This is a genomic window from Sphaerisporangium dianthi, assembly GCF_042654065.1.
Classification (GTDB): Bacteria; Actinomycetota; Actinomycetes; order Streptosporangiales; family Streptosporangiaceae; genus Sphaerisporangium; species Sphaerisporangium dianthi.
The window spans coordinates 596,737-611,556 of record NZ_JBHSFP010000001.1; the positions used below are offsets into that span (position 1 = coordinate 596,737).

Genomic DNA, 14,820 nt, shown 5'->3' on the forward strand with positions numbered 1-14,820 from the left:
GCGGTGGCGGGTCATCGCCGCACGCGGGTCCCGATACGGTGTTGGGACCATAGGAGAGGGGGGCGGCCAGATGGCTGACGTGGGGGTGCGCGCGGCACGGCGCGAGGACGTCCCGGCGGTGACGGCCACCCAGATCCGGGCGTGGCAGGCCGCCTACCGCGACGTGCTGCCCGAGGGGCCGCTCGAGCAGATGACCGACGCGTCGGCGCGGGAGGTCTGGAGCCGCCAGTGGGAGGAGGCCATCGCCGCGCCTCCCTCCCCGCACCATCGTCTCCTGGTCGCCGTCGAGAGCGACGACCCGCTGACCTCCATGGCCGACCCGCTGGCCTCCCTCGCCGAGGGGCACGGCGACCCGGGCGTCCAGCGCGTGGTCGGGCTCGCCTCCCACGCGCCCGCCGAGGACCCCGACCTCGACCCCGAGACCGCCGCCGAACTGCTCACGCTGCTCGTCGACCCCGGCCACACCCGCCGCGGCCACGGCAGCCGGCTGCTGAACGCCACCGTCGACCATCTCCGCGAGGACGGCTTCACCGCGGTCGTCACCTGGGTCTTCGCCGAGGACAAGGCGATGGTCGACTTCCTCACCTCGGCGGGCTGGGGCCCCGACGAGGCCGAGCGCGTCCTGGACATGGGCCACCCCGTACGCATGATCCGCCTGAGCACCGACATCAGCTGACCCGGACTCCACCCCGGCGCGGGTCATGCGGCCGTCATGACTTACCCTGCATAGGCACTTTCCTGGGCGGCTCCGGCGAGCGCGTACGACTGTGGACGCCAGGGCCGCGCAGGACCGGATTCGTGGAAGAGGCGACGTTGGCGACACCCGCTCAGTGGCTCGCGGGGGCACGGCCCCGCACCCTCCCCGCGGCGGTGGTCCCCGTCGCCGTCGGCACGGGCGTGGCGATCTCCTACGGCGGGGCGGTCTGGTGGCGGGCCCTGACGGCCCTGTTCGTCGCTCTGGCGCTCCAGGTGGGCGTCAACTACGCCAACGACTACAGCGACGGCGTGCGCGGCACCGACGAGCAGCGCGTCGGCCCGCTGCGGCTCGTCGGCTCCCGCGTCGCCGCCCCGCGCTCGGTGCTGCTCGCCGCGCTGGGGTGCTTCCTGGCGGCGGCCGTGGCCGGCCTGGCGCTGGTCGTGGCGACCGGCGCCTGGTGGCTGCTCGCCGTCGGGGCACTGGCGATCGCCGCCGCGTGGTTCTACACCGGCGGCTCGCGCCCGTACGGCTACCGGGCATTCGGCGAGATCTCGGTCTTCGTCTTCTTCGGCCTGGTGGCGGTCACCGGTACGACCTACGTGCAGTTGGAGAGCCTCCCGTGGCCGGCGGTCGCGGCGGCCGTGCCGGTGGGGCTGCTGGCCTGCGCGCTGCTGGTGGTCAACAACCTGCGGGACATCGTCACCGACGCCCCGGCGGGCAAGCGCACGCTCGCCGTCGTGCTCGGCGACGCGCGCACGCGCGTTCTCTACGTCGGCTGCCTGCTGCTGCCCTTCGTCATCGCGGGGGCGCTGGGGTTCGTACACCCGTTCGCGGCCCTCGCGGTGCTGGCGCTGCCGCTCGCGGTGGGGCCGGCCAGGACGGTGCTCGGGGGCGCGACGGGTCCGGCCCTGATCGCCACGCTCCAGCAGACCGGCCGCCTTCAGCTCGCCTTCGGCCTGCTGTTCACGATCGGGTTCGCGCTGTAAGCCGTCAGAACGGCATATGACCGGCCATAGTTAGCCAATCGACACTCACGGGCTGAATGCCGTTCTGGGTGGCCTGGAGACCCCGCCAGGCCCCTCTCGCGGGCGCCCCGCGGCCGCCTCAGTTCCCGGGGCACGCTCGCGCACAGCCCGCGCGCGCCGGGCGGTCAGAGGTCGAGCAGGTTCTCCAGGCCGATGGTGAGGCCGGGCAGCTCACGGACGCGGCGGACGCCGAGCAGGACGCCCGGCGTGAACGACGAGCGGTTCATGGTGTCGTGGCGGATCGTCAGGATCTCGCCGTCGCCGCCGAGCAGGACCTCCTGGTGGGCGATCAGGCCGGCCAGGCGCACCCCGTGCACCCGCACCCCGTCGACGTCCGCGCCGCGCGCTCCGGGGAGCTCGGCGGTCGTCGCGTCCGGCATGGCCCCGAGACCGGCCTCGCGCCGGGCGGCGGCGACCAGCTCGGCCGTGCGCCGGGCGGTGCCGGAGGGGGCGTCGGCCTTGTTCGGGTGGTGCAGCTCGACGATCTCGACGGAGTCGAAGTAGCGCGCGGCCTGCTGGGCGAAGTGCATCATCAGCACCGCGGCGATGCCGAAGTTGGGGGCGATCAGGGCGTTGACGCCGGGGTTGGCGTCGAGCCACCCGCGGACGGTGCCCAGACGCCCGGCGTCGAAGCCGGTGGTGCCGACCACGGGGTGGACGCCGTGCTCGATGCACCACTTGAGATTGTCCATGACCACGTCGGGGTGGGTGAAGTCGACGACCACCTCGGCGGCCGACAGCGACTCGATGTCGTCGCCGGCGTCGACGGCGGCCACCAGCTCCATGTCGTCGGCCGCGTGCACGGCCTTGCAGACTTCCACGCCGACGCGCCCGCGGGCGCCCAGAACTCCAACCCTGATCACGAGCCCCAAGCGTACCGCCAACCCCACGCCGCCATCGCGGCCACCGCTTCCCCGCGAAGAATGCCCGGCCTGCGCAGGCAGGGCCGGGCATTCTCGGGTACCGGGTGGATCAGGCGATGAAGGAGGTGAAGTCCTTGTCGCCGTAGGGGCCGATGACCGCCAGGGACATCGGCTGGGTGAGGATCTCCTTGGCGACCGCGTCGACCTGGTCGGGCGTGACCGACTCGATGCGCGCCAGCACCTCGTCCACCGGCATCAGCGTGTCGTACACCAGCTCGCTCTTGCCGATGCGCGACATGCGCGAGCCGGTGTCCTCCAGGCCGAGGACGAGGCCGCCGCGCATCTGGCCCTTGCCGCGCTGGAGCTCCTCCTCGGTGATGCTCTCGGCGACGACCCGGGCGATCTCCTCGCGGCAGATCTTCAGCACGTCGTCGATCTTGGCGGGCAGGCAGCCGACATAGACGCCGAACTGGCCGGTGTCGGCGTACTGGGCCGTGTAGCTGTACGCCGAGTAGGCCAGGCCCCGCTTCTCGCGGATCTCCTGGAACAGGCGCGACGACATGCCTCCGCCGAGGGCGGCGTTGAGGACGCCCAGGGCGAAGCGGCGGTCGTCGGTGCGCGAGTAGGCGGTGGTGCCGAGCACCAGGTTGGCCTGCTCGGTCGGCCGGTCGACCACCCGGACGCCCGCGCGCGGCGCGGCCCCCGGGCCTGACAGGCGTGGCGGGGCCGGACTCGCCGAGCCGCCGAGCGCGCCCGCCCGCTGGTAGGCCGCGGCCACCAGTTCGACCACCCGTTCATGGGTGATGTTGCCGCACACCGAGACGACGGTGTGCGGGGGCAGGTAGTAACTCTGGTAGTACTCGGCGATGCGGTCGCGCGACAGCTCGTTGATCGACTCGACCGACCCGAGGATGGGCCGCCCGATGGGCGTGTCGCCGTACAGCTCCGCGGAGAACTGCTCGTGCACGACGTCCGACGGGTCGTCGTCGTGCATGGCGATCTCCTCCAGGATCACTCCGCGCTCGGACTCGACGTCCTCGGCGGTGATCAGGGAGGAGGTGACGACGTCGGCCAGCACGTCGATGGCCAGCGGGAGGTCCTCGTCGAGCACCCGTGCGTAATAGCAGGTGTACTCCTTGGCGGTGAACGCGTTGATCTCGCCGCCGATGCCCTCGATCGCCGCGGAGATCTCCAGCGCGTCGCGCGTGGGAGTGCCCTTGAACAGCAGGTGTTCGAGGAAGTGGGTGGCCCCCGTGTGCTCGGGGGCCTCGTCACGCGAGCCGATGCCGACCCACATGCCGACCGCGACGGAACGCACGGTCGGCATGGTCTCGGTCACCACCCGCAGCCCACCGGGGAGGACGGTGCGCCGTACGACCCCGGCGCCGTCCTTGCCGGGGTGCACAGTGGTGGTGGTCGTCACGAGTTGCGGTCGTCCCGTCCGCCTCGGGTGCGGGAACGGCGCGGCCGGTCGCCGGAGCGCTCGGAACGCTCACCGCGCTCGGCACGCTCTTCGCGCGGCTCGGTCTCGGCCTCGGGGGCGTCGTCGTCGTCGGCGCCGCTCTCGGCCTTGGCCGCGGACTCCTTCTCGATGACCTCGACCGGCACCAGGGACAGCTTGCCGCGCGAGTCGATCTCGGCGATCTCCACCTGGACCTTGTCGCCGACGTTCATGACGTCCTCGACGTTCTCGATGCGCTTGCCGCCGTGCAGCTTGCGGATCTGGGAGACGTGCAGCAGGCCGTCCTTGCCGGGCAGCAGGCTGATGAACGCGCCGAAGGCGGCGATCTTGACGACCGTGCCCAGGTAGCGCTCGCCGATCTCGGGCATGTGCGGGTTGGCGATCGAGTTGATCGTCGTGCGCGCGGCCTCGGCCGACGGGCCGTCGGTCGCCCCGATGTAGATCGTGCCGTCGTCCTCGATGGTGATCTCGGCGCCGGTGTCGTCCTGGATCTGGTTGATCATCTTGCCCTTCGGGCCGATGACCTCGCCGATCTTGTCGACCGGGACCTTGATCGTGATGATGCGCGGCGCGGTCGGGTTCATCTCCGCCGGGGAGTCGATCGCCTCCTGCATCACGTCGAGGATCGCCAGCCGCGCCGCCTTGGCCTGCTTGAGCGCGCCGGCCAGCACCGAGGCCGGGATGCCGTCGAGCTTGGTGTCGAGCTGCAGGGCGGTGATGAGCTCACGGGTGCCGGCGACCTTGAAGTCCATGTCGCCCATGGCGTCCTCGGCGCCGAGGATGTCGGTCAGCGTGACGAACTGGTCGCCCTCGCCGATGAGACCCATGGCGATGCCCGCGACCATCTTCTTCAGCGGGACACCGGCGTCCAGGAGCGCCATGGTCGAGGCGCAGACCGAGCCCATGCTGGTCGAGCCGTTGGAGCCCAGCGCCTCCGACACCTGGCGGATGGCGTAGGGGAACTCCTCGCGGGTGGGCAGCACCGGCAGCAGCGCCCTCTCGGCGAGCGCGCCGTGGCCGATCTCGCGGCGCTTGGGCGAGCCCACGCGGCCGGTCTCACCGGTGGAGTAAGGCGGGAAGTTGTAGTTGTGCATGTAGCGCTTGGTGCGCTCGGGGTTGAGCGTGTCGATCATCTGCTCCATGCGCAGCATGTTCAGCGTGGTGATGCCCATGATCTGGGTCTCGCCGCGCTCGAACAGGGCCGAGCCGTGGACCCGCGGGACCACGTGGACCTCGGCGCTGAGCTGGCGGATGTCCTTGGTGCCCCGGCCGTCGATGCGGATGCCCTCGCTGATGACCCGCTCGCGCATGAGCTTCTTGGTGAGCGAGCGGAACGCCGCGGAGAGCTCCTTCTCGCGTCCCTCGAAGTCGGAGCCGACCTTCTCGATGGCGAGGGCCTTGACCCGGTCGAGCTCGGTCTCGCGCTCCTTCTTGCCGGCGATGGTCAGCGCGGAGGCCAGCTCGCTCTTCACGGCCCCGCTGACGGCCTCGTAGGCGTCCTCCTGGTAGTCCAGGAAGACCGGGAACTGCGCGGTCTCCTTGGCGGCGACCTGGGCGATCTTGCCCTGCGCCTCGCAGAGCACCTTGATGAACGGCTTCGCGGCCTCCAGGCCCTCGGCGACGGTCTCCTCGGTCGGGGCCACGGCGCCGTCGGCGACGAGCTTGAGGGTGTCGCGGGTGGACTCGGCCTCGACCATCATGATCGCGACGTCGCCGTCATCGAGCACGCGACCGGCGACGACCATGTCGAAGGTCGCGCCCTCCAGCTCGGAGTGGGTCGGGAAGCCCACCCACTGGCCGCCGATCAGCGCGACGCGCACGCCGCCGATCGGGCCGGAGAACGGCAGGCCGGCGAGCTGGGTCGACAGGCTGGCCGCGTTGATGGCCACCACGTCGTACAGGTGGTCGGGGTTGAGCGCCATGATCGTCGCCACGACCTGCACCTCGTTGCGCAGGCCCTTGACGAAGGAGGGGCGCAGCGGGCGGTCGATCAGACGGCAGGTGAGGATGGCGTCCTCGGACGGCCGGCCCTCACGGCGGAAGAACGAGCCGGGGATGCGGCCCGCGGCGTACATCCGCTCTTCGACGTCGACGGTGAGCGGGAAGAAGTCCAAGCTCTCCTTCGGATGCTTGGACGCGGTGGTGGCGGACAGGATCATCGTGTCGTCGTCAAGGTAGACGACGGCGCTTCCCGCCGCCTGGCGCGCGAGCCGCCCGGTCTCGAACCGGATGGTACGCGTGCCGAATGAGCCGTTGTCGATCACGGCTTCCGTGCTGTGGACACCCTCCACGGGGGACCTCCTCTTCGGTCGCCCGCGTCCGTGCTGTGGTTCGCACTCGCTCGGGCACTCACCGGCCGACCGTGTATCTCGTCGCGATCGGCGGGCTCGTGCCCGGCTCCGTTATGCCGGCTCCCCGTCATGTGCAGCGCCGGTCTTCGATCGAAGCACCCGGACTGCGCGGCGCGTTCGCCGTCGGCATCCGGAAGCCACTACCGAGGACCGGCCCGCAGGCGTCACGGGACGCGCGTTGCTGTGCTGTGCGGACGCGGGGCACTTTCTCGGCTGTTCAGTTGTCTCGCTAGGCCAGTGTGCTCGGAAACGGGTCCGCGTCGCACGGGACGCGCCGACCCATTTCTCCATATCAGGCGGCCTTTGCCCTGATATGGAAGAGGGAGCGGCGCCGAGCCGCTCCCTCCCAGACTATCGGCGCAGGCCGAGCCGCTCGATCAGGGTGCGGTAGCGCGTGATGTCCTTGCTCATGAGGTACTTGAGCAGGCGGCGGCGGCGGCCGACCAGCAGCAGGAGCCCCCGGCGGCTGTGGTGGTCGTGCTTGTGGGTCTTGAGGTGCTCGGTGAGCTCGCTGATGCGCTTGCTGAGCAGCGCGATCTGCACCTCGGGGGACCCGGTGTCACCGTCTCCGGTGCCATACTCGTCGATGATCGTCTTCTTGGCGGCGGTGTCGAGCGACACGGCTCTCCTTCAACTGTCTACGGGCACACGTCAGATGGTGGACTACGCACGACCGTGTGTGCCTACAGTCGCCGTAACAGGTCGGCGGCAGCGCGAAGCCCATGCCGAGCCGACACGTCAGGTTACCACCGTCGCGAAGTCGACGCGCTCAATGAGCGAACCGGCTCTCGCGCCGGTCAGGCGCCGGTGAGCAGGCGGCGGGCCTCGTCGACGTCGCGGCGCATCTGCTCGATGAGCGCCTCGATGGAGTCGAACTTCAGCGTTTCGCGGAGCCGGGCGGTGAAGTCCACCACGACGTGCGCCCCGTACAGGTCGAGGTCGTCGCGGTCCAGGGCGTACGCCTCGACGGTGCGCTCGATGCCCTCGAACGTCGGGTTGGTGCCGATGGAGATCGCCGCCGGCCATCGGTCGCCCTCGTAGGGAGAGGGTGACTGGGTGCACTGGAGCCAGCCGGCGTAGACCCCGTCGGCCGGGATGGCGGTGAACGCCGGCGACTCGACGTTGGCCGTCGGGAAGCCCAGCAGCGCCTTGCCGCGCTGGTGGCCGCGCACCACGACGCCCTCGACGCGGTGCGGCCGGCCGAGCGCCTCCGCGGCGCCCCCGACGTCGCCCGAGGCGAGCAGCTCGCGGATCATGCTCGAGGAGATCGCCTCGCCGTTGCTCACCAACGGGACCCCCTCGGCCACGAAGTCGTACTTCTCACCCAGCTGGCGCAGCGTCTCGATGTCGCCCGCCGCCTTGTGGCCGAACCGGAAGTTCTCCCCCACCACGACCCCTGCGGCGTGCAGCCGGTCGACGAGGACCGCCTGGACGAACTCGTCCGGGGTCATCTGGGAGAACTCCAGCGTGAACGGCAGCACGCACACGGCGTCCACGCCAAGCGCGCCGAGCAGCTCGATGCGGTGCCGGGCCGTGGTCAGCCTCGGCGGGTGGCTGCCCGGCCTGACCACCTCGCCCGGATGGGGGTCGAACGTGATCACCACGGAGGCCGCCCCCAGGTCGGCCGCCATCGCGACGGCACGTTCGACCATGCGCTGATGACCTTGGTGCACACCGTCGAACACCCCGATCGTGATGACGGACCTGCCCCATTCCCTGGGCACGTCGTCGAGTCCGTGCCAGCCCTGCACCTCGACCTCGCTCCTTGTGGTGATGGTCGCGCTCGTCCAAGCCTGCCATGCGAAGCGCTTTCCCCGTACGGGGACGAGGGTAGCCCAGCGACGAGGCCGCCGGGCGACGGCCCCGCGTAGTCAGGGAGATCACGCGTCGGCGGGCGCCTCAGGGGACGAAGACGGCAAGAGGCTTGACCGAGCGGCCGCGCTCCTCGACCAGGGCGAGAAGGGCGCCGTCGGGGCCGAAGACGCCGATGGGGCCGCTGCCCAGGCCGGCCGAGGCCAGCCGCCCGCCATGGCCGATCAGCTTGGCCTCCTCGGCCGAGACGTCCATCCGCGGGAACGCCGCGGCCACCGCCTCGGCCATCGGCAGGATGGCGCAGTCGTGCGCGAGCTGCTCGATGGTGCGCGCCTGCGCCAGGTCGTAGGGGCCGACGCGGGTGCGGCGCAGGCGGGTCAGGTGGCCGCCGACGCCGAGCGCGGCGCCGAGGTCGCGGGCCAGCGAGCGGATGTAGGTGCCGCTGGAGCACCTCACCGAGGCGTCCACCTCGATCGCGTCGCCGTCACGCCGCACGCCGGTGACCTCGAAGGCGTGCACGGTGACCGGACGGGCCCGCAGCTCGACCTCCTCGCCGGCCCTGGCCCGCTTGTAGGCGCGCTCGCCGTTCACCTTGATCGCGCTGACCTGCGGCGGAACCTGTTCTATCGGGCCGATGAGCGCGGCGACGCCGGCGTGGACGGCCTCGTCGCTCACGTGGCCCGCTGGGACCTCGGCCAGGATCTCGCCCTCGGCGTCGTCGGTGTTGGTGGTGACGCCGAGCCGGATGGTGGCGTCGTAGCCCTTCTCGGTGAGCGTCAGGTGGCCGAGCAGCCGGGTGGCCTTCTCGACGCCCACCACCAGCACGCCGGTGGCCATCGGGTCCAGGGTGCCGGCGTGGCCGACGCGGCGGGTGCCGGCCAGGCGGCGCATCTTGCCGACGACGTCGTGGGAGGTCCATCCGGACGGCTTGTCCACGATGATCAGTCCGCTGGGCGGCGGGGGACGCCTCACGCGCGTCCCTCCGGTGGCCGGGACGCCCGGCTCACCGCCCGTCGCGACGCCCGGCGCGTCGATCGCGACGCCCGGCGCGTCGATCGCGACGCCCGGCTCACCGCCCAGCGCGACGCTCGGCTCGCCGCCCGCCGGGGCGCTCGGCTCGCTGCCGGCCGTACTCATCGGCACATCCTCGAAGTCTCGTCTGCGGTGGAAAGGAACGGGCGGGCGCCGCTCAGCTCGGCGGGCCGAGGAGCGCGCACAGCTTGGCGATGGTCGCCTCGGGGGTGTCGTGCGAGGTGAACCCCGCCGCGCGGACGTGGCCGCCGCCTCCCATGGCCGTGCAGGCGCGGCCCACGTCGACCTGCCCCTTGGAGCGGGTGGAGACCTGCCACGCCCCGTCGTCGTCCTCCTTGAGCACGACCGCGACGTCCGGCTCGTCGGTGCGGCGGATGACGTCGATGATGCCCTCGACCTCCTCGTACGGCAGGCAGTGCGTCGCCCGGTCGGCGTGGGAGACGTAGGTCCACACCATGCCGGCGCCTCCGGCGGCCTCCTGGTCGAGCCGGACGCGGCCGAGGACCGTGCCGAGGAGCTTGAGGAAGCAGAACGGGGAGCGGTCCCACAGCTCGCGGGCGATCTCGTCGGTGCGCAGGCCGGCCGCCACCAGCCGGGCCGCCATCTCGTGCACCGCCGGGGTCGTCGAGGCGTGCTTGAACGAGCCGGTGTCGGTGACCAGGCCGGTGTACAGGCAGGTGGCGATGTCGTGGTCGACCTCGTAGCCGAGCCGCGTCATCAGCTCCTCCACCAGCATGGACGTCGACGCGGCGCGGGGGTCGACGATGGGGACGCTGCCGAACCCGGTGTTGGAGGGATGGTGGTCGATGACGATGAGCTCGGCCGCCTTGCCCGCGTGCGGAGCGAGCAGGCCGAGGCGGTCGATCGTCGGCACGTCGAAGCTGATCATCAGATCGGGCTCAGCGGGGTAGGCCGCCGGCTCGACCAGCAGGTCCTGGCCGGGCAGGAAGCGCAGCAGCCGGGGCACGGCGAACCGGCGGTCGCCGAAGGAGGCCGCGACGCGCTTGCCCGCTCGCCGCAACGCCATGCCGAAGCCGAGCATGGAACCGAGGGCGTCGCCGTCGGGGGCCACGTGGCAGACCAGCGCCACCTCCCGCGCGTCCTGGACGAGCCGGACGGCGCGGCGCCAGTCGTCGTCTCGCACCGTGAACGCGGGAGGGCCGGTGGGGGTGCTGGGCGTCACTGTGCGGAACGCCCCGCCCGGTCGTGCGACTCGGTCTCGAACCCCCCTGGCGGCTCCTCGCCATCGGGGCTCTCGTCGCCCGGCTTGCGGTAGGGGTCGGGCTCGCCCGCGTGCACGGCGTTGCGCGCGCGCTCGGCGATCTCCTCGTCGCGGGCCTTGGCCTCGGCGATGAGCTCGTCGAGGTGGCGGGCGCTGTCGGGGAGCGGGTCGTGGCTGAAGGTGAGGGTCGGGGTGAACCGCACGCCGGTCTGGCGCCCCACCTCGGCACGGATGATCCCCTTGGCGCTCTCAAGGGCGGCGGCGGTGTCGGCGCGCTCGGCGTCGGAGCCGAACACCGTGTAGAAGACCGTCGCGTCTCGAAGGTCGGCGGTGATGCGGGTGTCGGTCACCGTCACGAAGCCGAGGCGCGGGTCTTTGATCCGGCGCTCCAGCATCTCGGCGACGATCTGCTGAATGCGGTCCGCAAGTTTACGGGCGCGTGCTGCGTCCACGATCGCGCTCCCCCTCTTTGTCGCTTTTATCGCTTAACGGCCCGCAGGAATCGCTACTTCCCGCGGGCCCTAATCTTCGTCCTCGTTGTACAGCCGCCGCCTCGCGGACAGCAGCTCGATTTCCGGATGGAACGCTACGAGCCGCTCACAGTCGTCGAGCACCTCACCGCAGTTGACGGCCGTCGACGACACCACGGCGACGCCGATCTCGGTGCGCCGGTGCAGGTCGAGATGGCCGGTCTCGGCCACCGCGACCGCCGGGAACCGGCGGCGCACCTCGGCGATGAGTGGACGCACCACTGAGCGCTTCTGCTTCAGCGAGCGTACGTCGCCGAGCAGGATGTCCAGAGTCAGAGCACCTATGTACATGGCTGACGCCGCGGTGCGGAGGCGATGAAAGCCGGGGGTGTCCGCGGGCCGTGACCCGCGGACACCCTCCGCCTTGTCTCACGCCGCCGTCAGGCGCGCGGCTTCTCCCGCATCTCGAACGTCTCGATGACGTCGTCGATCTTGATATCGCCGTATCCGAGGCCGATACCACACTCGTAGCCCTCGCGGACCTCGGTCGCGTCGTCCTTGAAGCGGCGCAGCGACGAGACGGTGAGGTTGTCGGACACCACGACACCGTCGCGGATGATGCGGGCCTTGCTGTTGCGGGTGATCGTGCCCGAACGGACCAGACAGCCGGCCACGTTGCCGATCTTCGGCACCTTGAAGACCTCGCGGACTTCGGCGGTGCCCGTCTGGGCCTCTTCGAACTCGGGCTTCAGCATGCCCTTCAGGGCCGCCTCGATCTCCTCGATCGCCTGGTAGATGACCGAGTAGTAGCGGATGTCGACGCCCTCGCGCTCGGCCAGGTCGCGCGCCCGGACCTCGGGGCGCACGTTGAAGCCGATGATGACGGCGTTGTCGTCCGCGATCGCCAGGTTGACGTCGTACTCGGTGATCGCACCGACGGCGCGGTGGAGCACCCGCAGGCGCACCTCGTCGCCGACATCGATCTTGAGCAGCGCGTCCTCAAGGGCCTCCACGGAACCGGAGACGTCACCCTTGATGATGAGCTTGAGCTCGTCGACCTTGCCCTTCTCCATGTCGCTGAAGAGCTCTTCGAGGGTGCGGCGGCGGCTGGACCTCGCCATGTCGGCGATGCGCTGCCGCGCCGCCCGCTGCTGGGCGATCTGGCGGGCCATGCGGTCGTCGGTGACGACGATGAAGTTGTCACCGGCGCTCGGCACGGCCGTGAGACCCAGCACCAGGACCGGACGCGACGGGTCGGCCTCGGCGACGTTGTCGCCGTTGTCGTCCAGCATGGCCCGGACGCGGCCGAAGGCCTCGCCACAGACGATGGAGTCGCCGACCCGCAGCGTGCCGCGCTGCACGAGCACGGTGGCCACGGGGCCGCGCCCCTTGTCCAGGTGGGCCTCGATGGCGATGCCCTGGGCGTCCATCGTCGGGTTGGCGCGGAGGTCGAGCTCGGCGTCGGCGGTCAGCAGGATCGCCTCGAGCAGGTCGTCGATGCCGAGGCCCTGCTTGGCGCTGATGTCGACGAACATCGTCGAGCCGCCGTACTCCTCGGCCACCAGGCCGTACTCGGTGAGCTGCGCCCGCACCTTCGTCGGGTCGGCGCCCTCCTTGTCGATCTTGTTGACCGCGACCACGACCGGGACCTCCGCCGCGTGGGCGTGGTTGAGGGCCTCGATGGTCTGCGGCTTCACGCCATCGTCGGCGGCGACCACCAGCACGGCGATGTCGGTCGCCTGCGCACCACGGGCACGCATGGCGGTGAACGCCTCGTGACCCGGGGTGTCGATGAAGGTGATCTTGCGTTCCTGGCCCTCGTGCTCGGTCGCGACCTGGTAGGCGCCGATGTGCTGGGTGATGCCTCCGGCCTCACGGGCCACCACGTTGGTGTTGCGGATGGCGTCCAGCAGCTTGGTCTTACCGTGGTCGACGTGACCCATGACGGTCACGACCGGCGGCCGCGCAGCGAGGTCGCTCTCGTCGCCCTCGTCCTCGCCGAACTCGATGTCGAAGGCCTCGAGAAGCTCGCGGTCCTCCTCCTCCGGGCTGACGACCTGGATGGCGTAGTTGAGCTCGGCGCCCAGAAGCTGCAGGGTCTCTTCGTTCACCGACTGGGTGGCGGTCACCATCTCGCCGAGGTGCAGCATGATCTGCACCAGCGAGGCGGGGTTCGCACCGATCTTGTCGGCGAAGTCGGACAGCGAGGCTCCGCGCGGCAGGCGCAGGGTCTGGCCGGTGCCGCGGGGGACCTGCACGCCGCCGATCGACGGGGCCTGCATGTTGTCGAACTCTTGACGCCTCTGGCGCTTGGACTTGCGGCCACGGGTCGGACGGCCGCCGGGACGCCCGAAGGCTCCCGCCGTGCCACCGCGGCCACGACCGCCGCCGCCACCGGGACGACCGGCGAAACCGCCGCCGCCACCGGCACCCGCGCCGGCGCCGCCGCCACCACCGGGACGCCCACCGGCGCCCGTGCGGGGACCGCTGAAGCCGCCGCCACCGCCGGGACGACCGGCGCCGCCGCCACCGCCACCGGGACGGCCACCGCCGCCACCGGGACGACCGCCGCCACCGCCGGGACGGCCACCGCCGCCACCGCCGCCGCCGCCCTGGCCGGGGCCGGACGGGCGAGAGGGCATCATCATCGGGTTCGGACGCGGACCACCGGGACGGGGGCCACCCGCACCGGGACCGGGACGCGGACCACCGGCGCCGGGACCCGGACGCGGACCGGCCGCTCCGGGCGGGCCGGAACGGGCGCCCGGCGGACGCGGCATCGCGCCGTCGCGGGGACCCTCGCGGCGCGGCTCGCGCGGACCGGCGCCGTCACGGCGCGGCTCGCGGGGACCGGCGTCGCGGGGAGCGCCGTCACGACCGGGAGGGCCACCGCCCTCGCGACCCGGACGCGGCGGGCGCTGGCCCATGCCGCTCGCGGTCGAGGAGAACGGGTTGTTGCCCGGACGCGGGCCGCGCGGACCCGGCTTGGGACCGCCGGGACGCGGAGCGCCGCCGGACGCCGGAGCGCCGGAGCGCGGACCCGCGGGAGCACCGGGGGCACTGGGGCCGCTGGGGGCGCCGCCGCCGGGCGCGGACGGGCGTCCCGCGTCGGAACGCTGGTTCGGGCCCGGACGAGGACCCGGCCTGGGGCCGGAGCCGGGGCGCGCCCCGGGAGCGGCCGGACGGCCCGCGTCGGAACGCGGCGCCTCGAACCGGGGGGCCTCGGAACGCGGCATCTCAGTGCGCGGCGTCTCGGGACGCGGCGTCGCCGGGCGCGGAGCCTCGGGACGAGCGGCCTCAGGACGGGCGGCCTCGGGACGCGGCGTCGCCGGACGGGGGGCCTCCTGCGGAGGCTGGTTGACGTGGGGCATCGGAACGGGCGGGCGCGGGGCGACGTTCGCCGGCCCCTGTGCCTGACCCTGTCCCTGACCCGGGCGCGGACCAGGACCGGGGCGCGGGCCTGGACCCGGCCGCGGAACCGCCTGACCCGGCGCGGGCGCGCCGTTGCCGGCCTGGCTGGGAGCCGGCCGGGGGGACGCCTTCGGCGCCCTGGACGACCTATCGCCGCCCCTGGAATCGGATGACCCCTTGAGGGCCTCCGTAAGCTTGCGGACCACCGGCGCCTCTATCGTTGAAGACGCCGATCGCACGAACTCGCCCATTTCTTGGAGCTTGGCCATCACGACCTTGCTCTCTACTCCGAACTCCTTGGCGAGCTCGTAGACTCGGACCTTCGCCACTGCACTCCCTAACTCGGCCCGGGAGGCTGTGCCGCCGGACCGTCGCTACCTAGACGTACTCATCGCCGCATGCTCATCAGGCGCTCATCGCTATCTGACCCGCCTATCGACTCGGCGTCCTACATGACAGTTGGTAACCATTCACC

Annotated in this window: 12 protein-coding genes; 2 read left to right on the plus strand and 10 right to left on the minus strand. The window is 71.8% G+C overall.

The window, feature by feature from the left end; genetic code table 11:
- Positions 1-70 precede the first annotated feature (70 nt).
- Together ACFO60_RS02475 and ACFO60_RS02480 are read left to right on the plus strand one after the other, a co-directional pair.
- Positions 71-676, plus strand: a complete 606-nt coding sequence (locus ACFO60_RS02475) for a GNAT family N-acetyltransferase (protein WP_380836232.1) — start codon at positions 71-73, stop codon at positions 674-676.
- A 137-nt stretch (positions 677-813) separates the two neighbouring features.
- Positions 814-1,683, plus strand: coding sequence for a 1,4-dihydroxy-2-naphthoate polyprenyltransferase (locus tag ACFO60_RS02480; protein WP_380836234.1), 870 nt, complete (start codon positions 814-816; stop codon positions 1,681-1,683).
- Between the two features lie 164 nt (positions 1,684-1,847).
- On the opposite strand, the gene dapB is transcribed toward ACFO60_RS02480, so the two are convergent.
- From dapB to infB, 10 genes are all read right to left on the minus strand, one after another.
- A complete protein-coding gene (gene dapB, locus ACFO60_RS02485) occupies positions 1,848-2,585 on the minus strand; it encodes a 4-hydroxy-tetrahydrodipicolinate reductase (protein WP_380836236.1) in 738 nt (245 codons plus the stop codon).
- A 109-nt stretch (positions 2,586-2,694) separates the two neighbouring features.
- Positions 2,695-4,008, minus strand: a complete 1,314-nt coding sequence (locus tag ACFO60_RS02490) for a M16 family metallopeptidase (protein WP_380836238.1) — start codon at positions 4,006-4,008, stop codon at positions 2,695-2,697.
- Positions 4,005-6,338 carry a polyribonucleotide nucleotidyltransferase gene (locus ACFO60_RS02495; protein ID WP_380836239.1) on the minus strand — a complete coding sequence of 778 codons (2,334 nt, stop codon included), beginning with the start codon at positions 6,336-6,338 and terminating at the stop codon, positions 4,005-4,007. The genes ACFO60_RS02490 and ACFO60_RS02495 overlap by 4 nt, the downstream gene beginning before the upstream one ends.
- 411 nt (positions 6,339-6,749) lie before the next feature.
- Entirely contained in the window at positions 6,750-7,019 is a 270-nt protein-coding gene (gene rpsO / locus ACFO60_RS02500; RefSeq protein ID WP_354835243.1) for a 30S ribosomal protein S15, read from the minus strand.
- A gap of 176 nt (positions 7,020-7,195) precedes the next feature.
- A complete protein-coding gene (locus ACFO60_RS02505; protein ID WP_380836240.1) occupies positions 7,196-8,149 on the minus strand; it encodes a bifunctional riboflavin kinase/FAD synthetase in 954 nt (317 codons plus the stop codon).
- A gap of 148 nt (positions 8,150-8,297) precedes the next feature.
- Positions 8,298-9,347: a tRNA pseudouridine(55) synthase TruB gene (truB, locus tag ACFO60_RS02510; RefSeq protein WP_380836241.1), complete on the minus strand. Its 1,050-nt coding sequence runs from the start codon at positions 9,345-9,347 to the stop codon at positions 8,298-8,300.
- A 52-nt stretch (positions 9,348-9,399) separates the two neighbouring features.
- Positions 9,400-10,425 (minus strand): DHH family phosphoesterase, encoded by a 1,026-nt coding sequence (locus ACFO60_RS02515; protein WP_380836243.1) that lies wholly within the window; start codon positions 10,423-10,425, stop codon positions 9,400-9,402.
- Positions 10,422-10,919: a 30S ribosome-binding factor RbfA gene (rbfA, locus tag ACFO60_RS02520; protein ID WP_380836447.1), complete on the minus strand. Its 498-nt coding sequence runs from the start codon at positions 10,917-10,919 to the stop codon at positions 10,422-10,424. The genes ACFO60_RS02515 and rbfA overlap by 4 nt, the downstream gene beginning before the upstream one ends.
- 66 nt (positions 10,920-10,985) lie before the next feature.
- Positions 10,986-11,285, minus strand: a complete 300-nt coding sequence (locus tag ACFO60_RS02525) for a DUF503 domain-containing protein (protein WP_380836245.1) — start codon at positions 11,283-11,285, stop codon at positions 10,986-10,988.
- An 89-nt stretch (positions 11,286-11,374) separates the two neighbouring features.
- A complete protein-coding gene (infB, locus tag ACFO60_RS02530; protein WP_380836247.1) occupies positions 11,375-14,674 on the minus strand; it encodes a translation initiation factor IF-2 in 3,300 nt (1,099 codons plus the stop codon).
- Positions 14,675-14,820 lie beyond the last annotated feature (146 nt).

What these genes read in the sequence shown, in the direction of transcription:
- ACFO60_RS02475 (WP_380836232.1), top strand. Translation starts at nt 71, where the DNA reads ATGGCTGACGTGGGGGTGCGCGCGGCACGGCGCGAGGACGTCCCGGCG.
- ACFO60_RS02525 (WP_380836245.1), bottom strand. Translation starts at nt 11,285, where the DNA reads ATGTACATAGGTGCTCTGACTCTGGACATCCTGCTCGGCGACGTACGC.
- truB (WP_380836241.1), bottom strand. Translation starts at nt 9,347, where the DNA reads ATGAGTACGGCCGGCAGCGAGCCGAGCGCCCCGGCGGGCGGCGAGCCG.